Source organism: Rhodobacter aestuarii, assembly GCF_900156655.1.
GTDB lineage: Bacteria > Pseudomonadota > Alphaproteobacteria > Rhodobacterales > Rhodobacteraceae > Rhodobacter > Rhodobacter aestuarii.
The window spans coordinates 1-16,359 of sequence record NZ_FTOG01000020.1 but is presented as its reverse complement, the minus strand read 5'-3'; the positions used below and the strand labels follow the sequence as shown (position 1 = coordinate 16,359).

The window sequence follows — 16,359 nt, the reverse complement described above, 5'->3', positions numbered from 1 at the left end:
GCGCTTGCGTCACGGGCGAGCCGCGCAGCGCGCAGTGTTGCAGTGCGCTCCGCTCGCTCTTGCGCTTCTGTCTCAAGAATGAGCCGCGCGGCAGCTGTCTCTGCGCACCACGGACCGGTCGATCGCATGTATCATCGCACGCAGATTGAACTACGAGTGCGACCGGATGCTGGATGCAATCACTGATGGAAAACTGACCCCCGGCCAGGCCAAGGCCTGGCTGACCTCGGTTGTGCGCAGCGAGCTTGACCGCATCGAGCGTCAGCGCATGATCAGCCGGATGGACCCGGTGGGCTCATCCGAAGAAGACCAGCGTCTCGATTGGGCGACGGCGCGCGCCTGGTCTCACCTAGCGAGCAAGGGACTGCATGCTGGTCGCCGTTCGGTGGGCCTTGAGGTATGTCGCGTCGATCATCACGGTCGTCTTCTCGCCGTGTTCCGCCGCCAGCCCGGCCATCATCCGCGCGAAGAGGCCCTTTTCGCTCCAACGCTTCCAGCGGCTGTAAAGTGTTTTGTGGGGGCCATATGCAGCAGGAGCATCACGCCAACGCAAGCCATTGCGATTGATGAAGATAATCCCGCTCAACACCCGCTTGTCATCAACCCGAGGCTTCCCGTGTGACTTGGGAAAGAAGGGAGCCAGACGCGCCATCTGCGCGTCGGTCAGCCAGAAGAGATCGCTCATGTCATCGCTCCGTTTTCGGAGGCGTGAATCACGTAGCGAAACTGAAATCAATGCATCCTGACCCTAGTTTTATCCCCACCAACGACCGCTGCCAGCTCTTCTTCCAATGTGAAAGTTTTTGTTCAGGAGGGATATCGCAAATCAGGAGTTTTTTCGGGACGGCGTCGACTTATATATTGGCGCGACTAAATATATATGATTGTAATAGTGGCCAGCGCAAATATCCATGGTGTAATCAGCCAGCCGGCTTCAACCGGTTTCGCTTTGCCAAATTTAAGCCACTCCAGAGGTAAAATACCAGCATACGATGGAGAATCAGAGTCGTCGAATAAGCCGAGTTCGGTGTTTATCCTGACTATGACGGAAGCAATCGTTTTGTACGCCCGGTATCCATGGTAGAGGTAAAACGTAACAATTGTCGTCATAGTTAAAATAAAAATTGCACTCATCAGGGTAATGTCTTCCGTCATGAGGCTTGAGTTTGAAATCTTGAGGCCGATAAAAACCACAAAGAATGCATTCATACGGAACAAAATTGCACCACTTGCTGACCTCTTGTCACGCAACTCTCTGTATAGCTCATCTTTTGTGCTCATCAATACATCTCGATCCATGCTTGCCCTCTATTTTTTGCACGCCTGAAACCGTTCAACTTAACGTGTACAGGGAAGTGTAGATCGTTCGACAATTTCAGGCTACATCAATTTTGCCTTGAGAATCTGGATATTTTAGTGGGCGAATGGGGGCGACGGTAATTTTGGCAGCACTGATTGAACTAAACTCAATACCCATTCCCTAATGCATGTAATGCCCACCTCGATGTCAGCTCCCTGCGCACTGCTGCCGTTCGTTCAGGACGCAGCGAACGGCAACTGTCCGCCCCACGCGGGGATGAACCGTTGCTGATGCCTTCAACGCTTATTGCGGTATTCTGTTCCCCGCCCACGCGGGGGTGAGCCGTGATGGGATCATCCCCCATAAGCTCCACAAACCTAACGGCCTACATACTGCGCTCCCGATGGACACCCAATGATACCTCCCGTGCAAATCTCCACACGGGACCGCATCGCAGCTTACGGATTCAGCGGGAAGGTCGGGCCAGAACAGCGCAAACCTTACGCGGCGTATCGGGTAAGGATGAGTGCTCTGGGGGTATCGTTGGGGGTATCGTGCTTCGGCGCAGAAAATTTTTTAAATATAAACAATACCTAGTCTAGAGAGTTCTAGTGCCCCCCTCCCACCAAATAAAACCAATCACTTACATCGCTATCAAGCATCGTCGTTATTGACCGTTTACAGCACGGTTTACAGGGCATGTTCGCTTTGTGTGCTCTTTCTGCTTCTCGATGTGTAGCGCGCGACCAGCTTTCGGGCAGAATCGCGCTGGCTTTCGGATGAAAATTTTTCCAACGGGCGATCTTTACGCGCGGCGATGACAGCGTGACACCGGATTTTGTCCTGTAGCTTCTTGCCTGTTGTTCCCGGGATTCTGAATTTGCGCCAATGCGACGAAGCTTGGGAGCCTCGTCAGATCAGCTTCATTTGCTTCGCGCCTGGGATGTGCTCGATGACTCTGAGAACGGTTACGTCTTTCGAGAGGCCGCTCGGCCCCAGTTTCTGATCTTCCCGGATCAGGCACTTCAAAGTGTCATTGGCCGACAACGACACTTTTCCGTCCATCACGGAATTGACGAAATCGGTGTCTTCCATCGTCGCGGTGAAGAGCTTCTCCCCGCCATCCGAAAGGCGCCACTTGTAGCCGTCCCTGAAAGCTGAAACGACTATTCTCAACCAAACCTCGCGCTGGCTTGTCTCCGTGAGCGTTTCGTCGTCCTCCAGAGCGGGCATCATAAGCGCAGCCTGGTCTACTTTCGCCTCGCGCACCCCGTCGCAGCTTTCGGGCGGGCAGCGGCAACGCGTGGCATTGGCCCGGGCGCTGGCGATCGAGCCGCGGATGCTGCTTCTCGATGAACCCTTCGGTGCGCTTGATGCCAAGGTGCGCAAGGAACTGCGCCAGGGCCTACGCGACATCCACGACGAAACCGGCCTCACCACCATTTTTGTCACCCATGATCAGGAGGAGGCGATGGAGCTTGCCGATCTGGTCGTGGTGATGTCGATGGGCCGGATCGAACAGATCGGCCGCCCGCAAGACATCCGCACCCATCCCGCGACGGCTTTCGTCAGGGATTTTGTCGCCGTCTGACCTTAATCTGCGCATGGCATCGTTCCAAGCGCGAACGACGGCTATCGCGGATTTGCTGCGGACGCTATGCCGCGACCTCACGGGCGGCTCTCGCCCCTTGCGAAGGGGACGATCTGACCAACGTGCTCGGCCCAAAGCCGCCATCGATCCTCTCGGTGCGAGGCGCCAAAGCGGTCGATTAAGTATGCCGCAGCGCGAGATCGAGCCCCCCTAGGCTCCAGACCCATTGATTTCGTGTGTTCGGCGTGATTCAGGCTCCGCGAGGAGACCTGATCAATGAGCAATCTTTACTGGCTGACGGACGCCCAGATGGAGCGTCTCAAACCGTTCTTTCCGAAGAGCCATGGTAAGCCCCGCGTCGATGATCGTCGCGTTCTTAGTGGCATAATCTTTATCAATCGCAATGGGTTGCGTTGGTGCGATGCGCCGAAGGAATACGGTCCGGCGAAGACCCTTTATAACCGATGGAAGCGGTGGAGCGACAACGGGGTGTTCGCCCGGATCATGGTCGGCCTGGCCGCCGAGAGGGCCGAGCACAAGACAATCATGATCGACGCGACCTATCTCAAGGCGCACCGCACGGCGTCGAGCCTGTGCGTGAAAGTCTGGAAGATCGGAAAACAGTCCAGTGGACTGTTTTCCTGACAGACGGGGCGCGGTCGCCAGATCGGGCGCACCAAAGGTGGGATGAACACCAAACTTCACGCCGTTGCCGATGCCAAGGGGCGCCCGATCGGGTTCTTCATGTCGGCCGGTCAGGTCAGCGATTACACCGGCGCGGCCGCTTTGCTGAGCAGCCTGCCGAAGGCGGGTTGGTTGCTGGCAGATCGGGGCTATGATGCCGATTGGTTCAGAGAAGCGTTGAAAGACAAGGAGATAAAGGTCTGCATTCCGGGCAGGAAGTCCCGCAAGACGACGGTGAAATACGACAAGAGACGGTACAAGCGGCGCAACCGCATCGAGATCATGTTCGGGCGGTTGAAGGATTGGCGGCGCGTCGCAACCCGATACGACCGGTGCCCGGAAACCTTCTTCTCCGCGATCATGCTCGCCGCAACCGTCTTGTTCTGGCTGTGAAACTCAATGAGTCTGGAGCCTAGCAAGCCTCTCTGAAATCAATGCGATCCCCGACATTTCCGAAGAATGCAAAGACTATGCCGCAGTCAAAACGCTTGAGCAGGTAACAGAAGGCCCCGGCCTGAAGGCCCCAGGGCGCACACGTGAAGCTCCGTTACCTAGCGGCGAAGCGCGGCGTGTCTTGGCAGCTGGAAGCTATTGAAGGAGAATACCTTGACGTCGTTGAGTTTTATCGCAGTGGCCGCACACTCGGCACAGCATTTTGCCCTTTCCGCAACGCAGTTCGATGGTGATGATCCCTTCAGTGCGATCTTAATCTATCGTGCTTGGCTCTCACAGCCTTGGGATAGAATCGATATTTCGCGCACGATCGTCGATCTTGTGTTTTCGCCTTCAGAAACGAGCGCCGATCTCGTCGCGCTGAGCGACGAAGGCGATATTTATCTTGTCCAAGCAACGATCAAACGAGCCAAAATCCTTGGGGCGGGGGTGAGTTCGGAAGATGCGGACGGCAGAGGACGGACGACGCTTTTATGCGCCTCTGGCGAAAAGCTTTGGATCGCAGGCGATAATGGGCAGCTTTACAGTGGAGGCTTTTCTAATGGCTGGGAACAGATAACGCTTCAGCCGCAATTTCAGCCTGCCGCGATGATACCAGACAACAGCGGGGGCGTGTTGCTCGCTGGCGATATGGAGATAGCGCAGCAGCTCGAGCAAATTGATACAAGCGACCCTCAGGCCATCCTTTCGGCGCTGCGTGCGGGGCGTGCGGATCGGGCCGCCGCCCCTGCGTCGGCGCGGCTCTATCACGTCCTCGCCTCAGGGAGGGTGCGCGAGATCGCCTTGCCTGCGGTCTCACATATTCGTGGGATGGCGACACTTGGTGGGCAGGAATTCTGTATTTTCGGTGTCAATGGTCTCTTTATGAGCGGGGATCTAGATCGTGGTCTTGTCCGCGAGGATATCGGCCTATCCGGTCAAACGATCCTTACTGCGGCCGCGGCGCCTGTGGGAGTTATTCTGGGAACAGATCGACACTGGGAGGTGTATGATGGGGCCAAGACAACACCTTTTTCTCTCGGGCTGATTAACGAAGAGATTATGCACCCTTTACGCGCAATTGCGGCCGACGAGGGAACATTGCTTGTAGACTATCTCGCCGCGCCCCTTTGGCGAGATGGTGCCGTCTGGAAAGTGATCAACCTGCCGCAGGCGCTGCAGAAGCGCCACTTTGATGCCGATGCATTCCTGAAACAACGCTAAGCGCGAGGGTCGGATGCTGCACGACAACACCACCCCCCTCGCGGCAATCGGCTTCGAGCAATGGAAGCCCGACGGAACGCGCATGGCCGTCATCGCCGCGCGAGGCAGTTTTGAGATCGACAGCGGCATGATCCGTTATGCGGGCGCTCAGGACCTCGTGCTGGCCGATGAATATGAGGGGGATCCACATCGCACACCGATGGTGCGCTGTTCCGATCTGATCCCCTTCAAGCCCGCCGCCGATGTCACCGTTTTGGGGGCGTTTCAGGCACCCGAACCCGTGCCAGACCTGCGCGCAGGCCTGCGGGTGCGCACGGTCGAAAAACATCTGCGCGCGACGGGGCCGTCGCATTGGTTTCATCAAGGGCACTGGCAGCGCAGTACGCCCGAGCCTGTCACCCATGTGGCCCTCGATTGGCGCCTTGCGGCGGGTGGGCGCCTGATCGGCGAGCCAGAGGGCGCGGTTGATCCCCGCAACCCAATTGGTGCAGGCGTGGTTCATCCCGATTACACCTCTGAAAAAATCACCCTTCCCGCGCCGCAAATTTTTTCTGAGGCGCATCCGATCGGGCCCGATCCGACACGCCCGTCCAAGCCCGAGGGCTTCGGCCCCGTGTCCCCCTGGTGGCAGGCGCGCGCGCGATATGCAGGCACCTATGACAAACTCTGGGAAGAGCAGCACCATCCGCTTCTGCCAAGAGATTTTGACTATCGCTTCTACCAAATCGCGCCACCGGGCTTGCAGGTGCCGGGCTATCTGCACCCCGGGGATCGGGTACAGGCCTATGGCCTTCTGCCCGGGGCGGCGATGCTGGATTTTATGCTGCCTGACCTTGCGCCCTTTGCGAAATTCTCTTTCACCGATGGGCGCGAAGTGGTGGCGCAATTGCATCTTGACGGGCTTCACATCGACCTGCGCGAGGGGGTGCGCTTCGATCTCACCTGGCGCGCCTGGGCACCGATTTGCCCAAGGTTCTGGCGCATTGACCTCGACCTCGGGCGTTACGATGAGGTGGCGGCGATGGGGCTCGCAGCCCAACACCGTCGGGCGTGAAGGCCCCCTAGATTTGGCGCCGGTTCGATATATGACCCTTCTCGCGAAAGGTCCCAAGATCGAAGTGCAGAACTGCGGCCGTAAAGTATCCCTTGCTATCCATGCACTTACAGGCTTTGCACCGAAATTGCGCGGTCGAGAGGTCCGGAGAATATTCGCCCTGAGAGACAGCTTCCGGGCCACCTGGCATCAGCACCGGTGGTCAGTCCCGCCCGCATAACCCTCGAAAAAAAGAAAAAATTCGGCCAGAGCCGGATTGGGAGAACGATTTCGCGGGGCAAGTGGCGGAGGGGGTGGGCCTGCCGTCGAACCTTCTCCACCTCCGTTCGACGGCAGATCTACGGTCGGTATGCGCCGCCAACGTTTCCTTTCGGAAAGACGGCGCAGCTTGCGCCTCGGGCGGGCTATAATAGGCTGCCCCCGCGCAGCAGGCTTTGTTGCCGCAGCCTGAGCAGGTGGATTTGGCAAAGCTAAGCTCCAGCCGCCCCTTGCGCACCAGCATCGCGGTCATTTCCCGCATCGCATCGGGGGCGCAGCCAAAATGCAGGCTCAGATCGCTCAAGCTCACCTTTCCACGCGCAATCACATGCGCCTCAATCTCTCGCAAAGACATCGCCGCCCCCCTTAAACTTGCGCCGCGCGCGCGGGCCGGGCGGAGCGCCCCGCCCAGAGCCGCAGCCCCAAGAATACCGCCACCGCTCCGAGCCCCAGCCCCGCCAGCCAGCCCGCAGAACTCGCCGGATGCAACCCGAACCGCTCCGCCTGATAGATCCCGGTGGCGATGCCCCAGCCAAGGGTGGTGGCCCAGCCCGCCACGAACAGCGCCCAACCCGCGCCGACCTCGCGCCAGATCGCAGCTAGCACCGCGGTGCAGGGGAAGTAGAGCAGGATGAACATCAGATAGGCATAGGCCCCCGCCGCGCCGTCGAACCGCGCCAGCATCGCCTGCCCTGTGGGGGTGGCATCGGCCCCGGCCTGCGCCTCGATCTCGCCCAGCCCGAGCGGGTCGGCCCAATTCGCCAGCGCATCGCCCAAATTGGCGGGGACGGTCGCCACAGCCTCGGCCAGCGCCGGGCCAAGCGCGAAGGGCGCGTCCTCTCTTGCCTCCTCCTCGCCCGCAAGGGCTGCATCGGCCCGCCCCGCCTCGGCGTAAAGTGCATCGAGCGTGCCCACCACCGCCTCTTTCGCCAACACCCCGGTAAACACCCCTACTGCGGCGGGCCAGTTCTCTTCGGTCATCCCCATCGGCGCGAAGATCGGCGTGATGGTGCGCCCGATCTGGCTGAGCACCGAATTGCGGCTGTCGGCATGGCCAAAGCTCCCATCGGTGCCCAAGGAATTCAGCACATTGAGCACCATTACCATCGGCACGATGATCTTGGTTGCCTGCAACACGAAGCTGCGGGTCTTTTCCCAGGTGCGCAGCGTCACGCCGCGCAGCGTGGGCAGGTGATAGGGCGGCAGTTCCATCACGAAAGGTGTGACCGGGCCCGAGAGCAGCGTGGCTTTTAGCGCCAGCCCCGAGAGGATCGCGATCGCGATCCCGGCGAGATAGAGGCTGAACACGATCAGCCCGCCCTGCGCCGGAAAGAACACCGCGGCAAAGAGCGCATAGACCGGCAGCCGCGCGCCGCAAGACATGAAGGGCGCCATCACAATGGTCAGGATCCGGTCGCGCGGGCGCTCGATGGTGCGGGTGGCCATCACCGCCGGCACATTGCAGCCAAAACCCACGATCAAGGGCACGAAAGCCTTGCCCGGCAGGCCGATGGCGCGCATTGCCCGGTCCATCACAAAAGCCGCGCGCGCCATGTAGCCGGAGTCTTCAAGCGCGGAGAGAAAGAGGAACAGAAAGACCACGATCGGCACGAAGGTCGCCACCGTCTGCACCCCGCCGCCAAGCCCGGTGGCAAGGATCTCGCGCGCCCAGTCGGGGCTGCCCATAGCCTCCATCAGCGCGCCCAGCCCGTCGACGAAGATCGCGCCGGCGGCGATATCGAAGAAGTCGATCAAGGCGCCCCCGAGGTCGATGGTGAAGAGAAACATCAGATACATGAAGGCGAGAAAGATCGGCACGCCGAGGAGGCGGTTCAGCACCACCCGGTCGATCCGGTCCGACAGAGTGGCCGAGACGCGGCGGGTGTCGCGCTGCACTGCGGCCATCAGCGTGGCGATGAAGTCATAGCGCGCCTCGGCCAGAACGATGTCGATATCCTCGCCTAGGGTCTCGCTGAGCGCGGCGCGCCGGGTCTCGATCCGCTCGCGCAACGCGGGATCAGCACTGCTCTCCAACAGGCTGTCGCTTTCCAAAAGCGATAGCGCCGCCCAATCGGGGTCAAGGTGGCGGGCCTGCGCGAAGGCCTCCACCGCCGGGCGCAAGTCTGCCACCGCCGCGCGCACCTGCGGCACATGGAACGGCGCGATCTGCGGCGGCAGAAGGTCATCTTCACAGGCCAGCGCCGCCTTCAGCGCCGCGATGCCTCGCCCCTCCGCCGCCACCACGCCGTAAACCGGACAGCCAAGCCGGTCGGCCAGCGCCGACAGGTCGATCTTCAGCCCGCGCGCCGCGGCGATGTCGAGCATGTTCACCGCCACCAGCACCGGCACGTTCATCTCGAGAAGTTGCGTGGTCAGGTAGAGGTTGCGCTCTAGGTTGGAGGCGTCGAGGATGTTGAGCACCAGATCGGCCTCATGCCCGGCCACGAAATCGCGCGCAATCTGCTCGTCGAGCGACAGATCGCCCTCGGCGGCATCGAGCGAATAGGTGCCCGGCAGGTCGATCAGTTCGACCTCGGCATCCTCATGGCGGAACCGCCCGAGCTTGCGCTCGACAGTGACGCCGGGCCAGTTGCCAACCTGCTGGCGCGCCCCGGTGAGCGCGTTGAAGAGCGTGGTCTTGCCGCAATTTGGGTTGCCGACAACCCCGATGATGCGCTTGTTCATGCCGCGTCTCCCGTTTCGGTGTCCAGTTCCACGATCAGCGCATCGGCCTCGGCCTTGCGCAGGGTCAGGCGAAAGCCGCGCAGGGCGATTTCGACCGGGTCGCCCATCGGCGCCACCCGCTGCACGGTAAACACCGCGCCGGGGGTGAGCCCCATCGACAGAAGCTTCTTGCGATAGCTTCCCAGACCGGGGCGCAACCCGGTGACGCGGCCGCGCGCGCCAATCGCCATGTCTTTCAGCTGCACGCTCATGCCCCCGCCTCCTCCGCGTTTTCCTGAACCGCCACCACCATGATCTTCTGCGCCACGCCGCACCCGATGCCGAACCGGGTCTCGCCTACCGCCAGCACCAGCGCGCCGCCCTCGCGCTGCACCACCCGGATCATCCGCCCGGGGCCGATGCCCATCGACAGCATCCGTTGCGAGAAAGCCTCACCGCCCGCGAGGCGACGCACTTCGAGCGTTGCGCCTTCGGGCGCAAGAGCAAGCGGCATCGCTTGCAGGTCAGGGTGGAAAGACATGTTCATCTGGCGGCCCTTAGGTGATTTATTTAGTCAAGAATGAAGAATTCCTGACTAAATTAGTATGAGCCAAAAGCGCGCAGCCTCCAAAGGCAGATTTTAGCCCGCGCAGGAAACGTGCCACCTTATTAAGATCAAAAGCTTCGTGGCGAAAAAACGCGTTGCGGGGTGATCCGGAAGCGACGCGGGCCATCTCCCCCCTTGCGCCTCGAAGGCGTTATCTTATAACGTAATGTTATTGTATAACATGGAGGCCTCAATGCCCGACCGTCTGCCCGTCACCGTGCTTTCCGGCTTTCTGGGCGCCGGAAAGACCACGCTGCTCAACCACATCCTTGCCAATCGCGCGGGGCTGCGGGTGGCGGTGATCGTCAATGACATGTCCGAGGTGAACATCGACGCCGATCTGGTGCGCGCGGGCGCCAGCCTGACGCGGGGCGAGGAAAAGCTGGTCGAGATGACCAACGGCTGCATCTGCTGCACCTTGCGCGACGACCTGCTGGAGGAGGTGCGGCGCCTCGCTGAAGAGGGTCGCTTCGACTATCTGCTGATCGAATCGACCGGGGTTTCCGAGCCGCTGCCGGTGGCCGCGACCTTTGAATTCCGCGATGAACAGGGCGCCGCGCTCGACGACATCGCCCGGCTCGACACGATGGTGACGGTGGTCGATGCGGTCAACCTGACGCGGGATTTCTCGGCTCAGGAGTTTCTCGCCGATCGCGGCGCGGACCTTGGCCCCGAAGACGAACGCAGCCTTGTGCAACTGCTCACCGAACAGATCGAATTCGCCGATGTGATCGTGCTCAACAAGGTTTCCTCGGCCAGCGCCGAAGACCTCGCGAATGCCCGTGCGATCCTGCGCGCGCTCAATGCCGATGCGAAGATCATCGAGACCGATCACGGCAAGGTCGATCCGGCCGAGATCCTAGGCACAGGGCGGTTCAGCTTCGAGGCGGCGCATCGCCACCCGACCTGGGCGCAGGAGCTTTACGGTTTCGCCGAGCATGTGCCCGAAGATGCCGAATATGGCATTACCTCTTTCGTGTTCCGGGCCGAGCGCCCGTTCGAGCCCGCGAAACTGGCCGAGTTTTTTGAGACGCCGCTACCCGGGGTGATCCGCGCCAAGGGGCATTTCTGGTTGGCGACGCGGCCCGACTGGGTGGGCGAATTCTCCGCCGCCGGGCCAATGCTGGAGGTGAAGGCTCTTGGTTTGTGGTGGGCTGCAGTGCCCGAGCACCACTGGCCCGAGGAGGCACGCGAGCGGATGGCGGCGAAGGTGGCGCAGGAATTTGGCGACCGGCGGCAGGAGATGGTGTTCATCGGCCGCCTTGGCACGATGAACCGCGCCCGGATCGAGACCATGCTCAACCGTTGTCTCGTGCCAGAAACCAGCTTCGCGCCCGCGCTTTGGCAGGGGCTCGACGACCCATTCCCGCGCTGGGGCCGCGCCGCATGAAGCGCAACCTTTCCACCTGCCTACCCGCAAGACGGCGCGAAAACCCGATGGCGGCGCATGACAGATTGCCTGCGCCCGCCCGCGCTTGGGTGGCGCAGGCGGTGCTGCCTTGGTCGGCGGCTTCTGTGGCGCGAATTTGGGCCAAAGCGATGGCGGAAACCGGATGCGAGCGTTCAGCCCTTGCGCGCCTTATGGCCGCCGAAGCCAAGACATTGGCGCGCGAAGCTGCGCGCGGCTGAGACTGGAGCAAAAGGGCAACGCAGAGATGCGCCGCATTGCGAGATGTCAGATATTCTCTGGCGTCACGATCTCAAAGGGCAGGGTGCGCTGCACGGGGGCGGCGCCCACCCCTGCCTCAACGGCTTCAATCATCGTCTGCACAAGCGCCGCCGAGATGGCTTCGGTCGGGTGGCATAGCGCTGCAGTGATCAGGCCCTCGCTCAGCCCTTTCCGGGTCTCTGGGCCGATGTCGCGGCAGATCAGTTTGATCCCGGCGCGCCGTTCCGGTTGAATTTCGCGCAGGGCGCGACACACCCCGGAGATACCACCGCCTACGATCAAGATGCCGGTGAGATCCTCCGCCTGCTGCAGCAGATCACGCACCATATGATAGGCTTGGGAACTGTCTTCGTGGGTCGGCCGGCTGTCTTCGATGACCAAACGCGGCGCGTATTCCCGCAGATAGGAACGGAAACTGGCATCCGCCACATCTTGGCATTGATAGCGGTGGTTGCCCAAAAACACCGCGACCCGTCCCGGCCCATGGGACATTTGCGCGATGAACCAAGCTGCGGTGCGCCCAAGCTTCCAATTGTCCGTTCCAACAAAGGCTGCGCGCTCGGAGGCGGATTGGTCGGTGATATAGGTGACGACGGGTTTTCCCCGCTCGCGCAATTCGCGGATGGTCTGGCCGATCTGTGGATGATCCGCCGCAATGATCGCTACCGCATCGCAAGCTTCGCCCAAGGCGCGCAGTCTTTGCGCGATATTCTCGGGTGTCAGCAGATCAACAAAGTCGATCAGTGGCACGACAACCTCGAGCGGTCGCGCCTGACAGGCCTCAGAAATTTTGCGGCCAAGCAATTGGTACAGATCGCGCGAAGATTGCTGCAAAAGGAAGCCCAGCTTGTAATGCGGAGCGCCTTTGCGCATCTGATCCTCAATCGCGCCGAGCCCGTAAAAGCCAATCTTTTCAGCGGCGGCCTGCACCCTTTGCACGGTCGTTAGCTTGACGTTTGAACTGCCCGACAAGATGCGGTTCACCGTTGAAATGGAGACCTCTGCCTCTTTTGCGAGGTCGGCAATGGTCGGTCGCTTCATTCTGAAATTCCCTTAAACGTTTCATAATGAGTGACACAAAATGAAACTTTTGCAACCCAATTACGCATTTTAGGTTTCGGAAATCTCTTCGCTGCCCTAGGGTCCATGCCACCGGACGCCCCTTGGGAGGACTTGGGGCAAGGGGGGAGAAAAATGAATAAAGTCAATCGTTTCGCGGCGGCAGCCGCGTCTGCAGTCGTGCTCGCCTGCACCGCTGGCGCGGTGATGGCGGCTGATATCTATGTCATCGGCGGTAAGCCCGACGATCCGTTTTGGTCGCGTGTCAAGAAGGGTGCCGAAGATGCGGGCATCGTCGCCGCTGCGCAGGGCGGCTCCGTTACGTGGCTTGGGCCGCAAAACTACGACAACCTTGGCCCGGATGCGGCCGAATTGATCCGTCAGGCGATCGATCAGGGTGCCGATGCGATCGTTGGTCCCGATTGGGTGCCCGAGGCCATGGATCCGGCGTTTCAGGCGGTGACCGAGGCTGGCATTCCGCTGGTGATCTATAATGCTGGTGGCCTTGAGGCTGCGGATCGTCTGGGCGCGATGAACTACGTTGGCGCGGTTGACTATAAATCGGGCTATGCGGGCGGCGCCTATCTCGCCAAAGCGGGCCATATGAATGGCGCCTGTGTCAACACACTGCCGGGGGCGGCCAATATCGAAGCCTTCTGCGCCGGGTTCAACGCCGGTTTGACGGAGAACGGCGGCACCGGCTCGGTCTTGCAACTGCCCGCGACCGCTTTTGGTGATGCGACGGCCGTGGCACAAGCTGTGCGCGCGCATCTGCTGCAAAACCCCGATATTGATGCCATGTTCGCCATTGGCGATGGCGACACCAACGCCACCGTCAGCGGCATTCAGCAGGCGGGCAAAGCTGGTCAGGTTCATGTCTGCGGCATGAACTTCAATGACTCGATCCTCGCCAATATTCAGGCGGGCACGCAAGATTTTGCCATCGACCAGCAGGGCTATCAGCAGGGCTTCTTTGCGGTCTCGATCCTGAACAACTTCGTCAATTACGGCGTGACCATTCCGACCCGTGAAATCCTCACCGGGCCGGGCGTGATTGATGCCGCGAATGTCGAGCAGGTGATGGCGGGCGTGAAAGCCGGCGCGCGCTGATAGGACACGTGATGCAGCGCGCTGCTGCATGAAAATCGATGAAGGTGGCCGCGCGTTCTGCGCGCGGCGGCTTTCTCCAAGGCCTGTGCGCGAACCCTCGAAGCGCAGCCGAAAAACAGAAGCAACAGGAACGCAAAGATGTCGATGCAATCCGCCGCCGAAGCGAAAGGCTTTTCGCTTGGCAGTCTGATCCGACGACCGGAAACAGGGTCTTTCCTTGGGTTTGTGGTCGTCTACACTTTCTTCGCGATCCTTGGTGGCGCCGTCTTCATGGGGGCCCCCGGATGGTCGAGCTGGCTCAATATTGCTGCCGAAGTGGGGATCATCGCGCTTCCCGTCGGGCTTCTGATGATATCGGGCGAGTTTGACATGTCGGTGGGCGCGGTGGTGCCCGCAGCTTCGGTGACCGCAGCGCTCCTGAGCGGGCATTTTGAACTGCCCGCACTGATCGGCATTTGCGGCGGGTTGGCCGTGGGGCTTCTGGTCGGCTTCGTCAATGGGCTGCTGGTGACCCGCAGCGCGATCCCGTCGCTCATTGTCACCATTGGCGTGATGTTCGCGGTGATGGGGCTGACTTTGGGCTTTGCCGTGCTGATCAAGGGTTCGACCAGCCTCAGCTATGTGCCTGATCCGCTCACCAAATCGCTTCTGGGCACATTTGTGGGCGGCATGTTCAACGTTTCGATCTTTTGGTGGCTTGGGTTCGTTGTCGCCTTTGTTTTCTTCCTCCACTTCTCCCCGATTGGGAACTGGGTCTTTGCGATGGGCGGCGACGCGGAAAGCGCCCGCAATGCAGGTGTGCCGACCGCGAAGCTGAAGATCGCGCTTTTCATGGCCTCGGGCTTTTGCGCGGCCTTCGTCGGTGTGGCGCAGTTGATGACCTATCAAAGCGCGCAGGTCGCGGGCGGGCAGTCGTTTATCTTCAATTCGATCATGTGCGTCGTGATTGGCGGCGTGCTGCTGACCGGCGGTGCCGGCTCGATCTTCGGCATCGTGCTGGGCACCATGACTTTCGCGGTGGTCAACCAAGGTATCTTCTTTGCCGCGCTCGACCCGAATATCGGCTCGATCATCATCGGCGCGCTTTTGCTGATCGCGGTTTTGTCGAATGACAGCTTCCGCACCCTCGCCATGACACTTTCCAGCAAGAAGAAGTGAGGGCGCAAAGATGGATGTGATTTCTGGACTGTTCCGCCGCCCCGCCGCCGCCTCGATCCTCAGCCTGCTCGGCGTGCTTTCCTTCTATGTGGTGATCGGTGGTGTCGATCTCGGCAAGCTGATGGGCGCGGCCTCCTGGGTCAACTATGCCGCGCGCATTGGGGTCGTGGCGCTGTTCGTCGGCCTTTTGATGATCTCGGGCGAGATCGACATTTCGATTGGCGCGATGATCCCCGCTGGCGCGATGACCACCGCCATCCTCTCGGGCTATTACGAATTACCGATGATCGTTGGCATCCTTGGTGCGCTGGCGATGGGGGTGATCGTGGGTCTCTTCAACGGGCTTCTGGTCACCCGCACCACCGTGCCCTCGCTGATCGTGACGCTCGGCACGCTGGTGGCGATGCAGGGTATCGTGCTCGCTGGCTCGAAACTGCTGACCGGTGCCGCTTCGGTGCCGCTCTCCGCGCCGGGCTGGGCCAAGACCGTCTTTGGCGATCTGATGTTTGGCGGCAATCATCAGGTGGTGATTGTGTGGTGGATCGCGCTCGCTGTCGTGGTCTGGTTCGTCATGCATCAAACCAAGTACGGCAATTGGATCTTTGCCATTGGCGGCGACAAGGTCTCGGCGCGCAATGCGGGTATCCCGGTCGATTGGATCAAGATTGGCCTTTTCGTCGGCACCGCCACCTCAGCCGCCTTCGTGGGCATGTGCCACGCGATCCTGTTCAACTCGGCGCAGGTCTCGGGCGGCATGAACGACATCTTCAACATCATCGTCAGCGTGGTGGTGGGGGGCGTTCTGCTCACCGGCGGCTTCGGCTCGATCCCCGGCGTGGTGATCGGCACCGTCACCTTCGCCATCGTCACCAAAGGCATCGATTTTACCTCGATCGACCGGAATTGGTCGAACCTCATCATCGGGATCATGCTGCTGGCTGCGGTTGGAATGAATGAAACCTTCCGCGCCAAGGCGATGAGCGCCGTTCGGAAAAAGAAAGGCTGAGCCCATGTCGGATGCAAAAGTGGTTCTTGAATTGCGCAATGTCGATAAAAGCTTTGGCCCGATCGACGTGCTGCATGAAATCTCGCTCAAGGTACGCGCGGGCGAAGTGCTTTGCCTTCTGGGCGACAATGGCGCGGGCAAGTCGACGCTGATCAAGACCTTGGCAGGGGTGCATAAGCCGACCCGGGGCGAGATTCTTGTCGATGGCGCGCCGGTCACCTTTGCAGGCCCGCGCGACGCGCAAGATCGCGGCATCGCCACGGTCCACCAATTCGGCGGCACCTATCCGCTGATGTCTGTCGGGCGCAACTTCTTCATGGGCGCGGAACCCACCAAGGGCTGGGGTCCGTTCAAGATCTTCGACCGCAAGACGGCCAATCGGATTGCGGTGGAAGAGGTGCAGAAGATGGGCATAACCCGCATAGACGATGGCGACCGCCTCGCGGGTTGAACCGCCCCGGGTTTGCCGGAGGCTCCAACACCCGAGTAGGATGGAGCATCATGAGCAAAACAACGAACAAGTTTTCCCCTGAAGTGCGCGAT

15 protein-coding genes and 3 pseudogenes are annotated in these 16,359 nt (G+C 60.6%); 10 read left to right on the top strand and 8 right to left on the bottom strand.

Annotated elements, in window-relative coordinates; translation table 11 throughout:
• Positions 1-364: 364 nt before the first annotated feature.
• The 3 genes and pseudogenes from BW967_RS18100 to BW967_RS18090 form a co-directional block, all read right to left on the bottom strand.
• Positions 365-685 (bottom strand): annotated as a pseudogene (locus BW967_RS18100) (IS5-like element ISPso2 family transposase); the annotation flags it as partial.
• Between the two features lie 185 nt (positions 686-870).
• Complete coding sequence (locus tag BW967_RS18095; RefSeq protein WP_139327871.1) at positions 871-1,281, bottom strand: hypothetical protein; 411 nt, start codon at positions 1,279-1,281, stop codon at positions 871-873.
• 931 nt (positions 1,282-2,212) lie between these two features.
• Positions 2,213-2,536: an LAPAL motif-containing putative phage structural protein gene (locus BW967_RS18090; protein ID WP_139327870.1), complete on the bottom strand. Its 324-nt coding sequence runs from the start codon at positions 2,534-2,536 to the stop codon at positions 2,213-2,215.
• A gap of 22 nt (positions 2,537-2,558) precedes the next feature.
• Between BW967_RS18090 and BW967_RS18085 the strand changes: the two are divergent.
• From BW967_RS18085 to BW967_RS18070, 4 genes and pseudogenes are all read left to right on the top strand, one after another.
• Positions 2,559-2,891: pseudogene (locus tag BW967_RS18085) on the top strand (sulfate/molybdate ABC transporter ATP-binding protein); the annotation flags it as partial.
• A 276-nt stretch (positions 2,892-3,167) separates the two neighbouring features.
• A pseudogene (locus tag BW967_RS18080) lies at positions 3,168-3,968 on the top strand (IS5 family transposase).
• A 213-nt stretch (positions 3,969-4,181) separates the two neighbouring features.
• The gene (locus tag BW967_RS18075; RefSeq protein WP_076486491.1) at positions 4,182-5,231 is read left to right on the top strand and encodes a hypothetical protein; all 1,050 of its coding nucleotides are present in this window, start codon (positions 4,182-4,184) and stop codon (positions 5,229-5,231) included.
• 13 nt (positions 5,232-5,244) lie between these two features.
• The gene (locus BW967_RS18070) at positions 5,245-6,285 is read left to right on the top strand and encodes a DUF2169 family type VI secretion system accessory protein (RefSeq protein ID WP_076486490.1); all 1,041 of its coding nucleotides are present in this window, start codon (positions 5,245-5,247) and stop codon (positions 6,283-6,285) included.
• 202 nt (positions 6,286-6,487) lie between these two features.
• On the opposite strand, the gene BW967_RS19125 is transcribed toward BW967_RS18070, so the two are convergent.
• Genes BW967_RS19125 through BW967_RS18050 form a run of 4 tightly spaced genes read right to left on the bottom strand, consistent with a single transcriptional unit; the run spans position 6,488 to position 9,754 of the window.
• Positions 6,488-6,898, bottom strand: coding sequence for a FeoC-like transcriptional regulator (locus BW967_RS19125; RefSeq protein WP_076486489.1), 411 nt, complete (start codon positions 6,896-6,898; stop codon positions 6,488-6,490).
• A gap of 11 nt (positions 6,899-6,909) precedes the next feature.
• Positions 6,910-9,228: a Fe(2+) transporter permease subunit FeoB gene (feoB, locus tag BW967_RS18060; RefSeq protein WP_076486488.1), complete on the bottom strand. Its 2,319-nt coding sequence runs from the start codon at positions 9,226-9,228 to the stop codon at positions 6,910-6,912.
• Positions 9,225-9,479 carry a FeoA family protein gene (locus tag BW967_RS18055; RefSeq protein ID WP_097082550.1) on the bottom strand — a complete coding sequence of 85 codons (255 nt, stop codon included), beginning with the start codon at positions 9,477-9,479 and terminating at the stop codon, positions 9,225-9,227. Before BW967_RS18055 ends, feoB begins: the two co-directional genes overlap by 4 nt.
• A complete protein-coding gene (locus tag BW967_RS18050) occupies positions 9,476-9,754 on the bottom strand; it encodes a FeoA family protein (protein ID WP_083952321.1) in 279 nt (92 codons plus the stop codon). Before BW967_RS18050 ends, BW967_RS18055 begins: the two co-directional genes overlap by 4 nt.
• Positions 9,755-10,007: 253 nt before the next feature.
• Between BW967_RS18050 and BW967_RS18045 the strand changes: the two genes are divergently transcribed.
• Positions 10,008-11,204 (top strand): GTP-binding protein, encoded by a 1,197-nt coding sequence (locus BW967_RS18045; protein ID WP_076486496.1) that lies wholly within the window; start codon positions 10,008-10,010, stop codon positions 11,202-11,204.
• A complete protein-coding gene (locus BW967_RS18040) occupies positions 11,201-11,443 on the top strand; it encodes a DUF6525 family protein (protein ID WP_076486487.1) in 243 nt (80 codons plus the stop codon). The genes BW967_RS18045 and BW967_RS18040 overlap by 4 nt, the downstream gene beginning before the upstream one ends.
• Positions 11,444-11,489: 46 nt before the next feature.
• Here BW967_RS18040 and BW967_RS18035 read toward each other — a convergent pair whose 3' ends face one another.
• Complete coding sequence (locus BW967_RS18035) at positions 11,490-12,524, bottom strand: LacI family DNA-binding transcriptional regulator (protein ID WP_076486486.1); 1,035 nt, start codon at positions 12,522-12,524, stop codon at positions 11,490-11,492.
• A gap of 153 nt (positions 12,525-12,677) precedes the next feature.
• Between BW967_RS18035 and BW967_RS18030 the strand changes: the two genes are divergently transcribed.
• The 4 genes from BW967_RS18030 to BW967_RS18015 all read left to right on the top strand — a co-directional run bounded on the left by BW967_RS18030 (position 12,678) and on the right by BW967_RS18015 (position 16,267).
• Positions 12,678-13,652 carry a substrate-binding domain-containing protein gene (locus tag BW967_RS18030; protein ID WP_076486485.1) on the top strand — a complete coding sequence of 325 codons (975 nt, stop codon included), beginning with the start codon at positions 12,678-12,680 and terminating at the stop codon, positions 13,650-13,652.
• 138 nt (positions 13,653-13,790) lie between these two features.
• The gene (locus tag BW967_RS18025; protein ID WP_083952320.1) at positions 13,791-14,810 is read left to right on the top strand and encodes an ABC transporter permease; all 1,020 of its coding nucleotides are present in this window, start codon (positions 13,791-13,793) and stop codon (positions 14,808-14,810) included.
• A 10-nt stretch (positions 14,811-14,820) separates the two neighbouring features.
• A complete protein-coding gene (locus tag BW967_RS18020; RefSeq protein WP_076486484.1) occupies positions 14,821-15,816 on the top strand; it encodes an ABC transporter permease in 996 nt (331 codons plus the stop codon).
• Positions 15,817-15,820: 4 nt separating this feature from the next.
• Positions 15,821-16,267, top strand: coding sequence for an ATP-binding cassette domain-containing protein (locus BW967_RS18015; protein WP_217696400.1), 447 nt, complete (start codon positions 15,821-15,823; stop codon positions 16,265-16,267).
• The last annotated feature ends 92 nt before the right edge of the window (positions 16,268-16,359 follow it).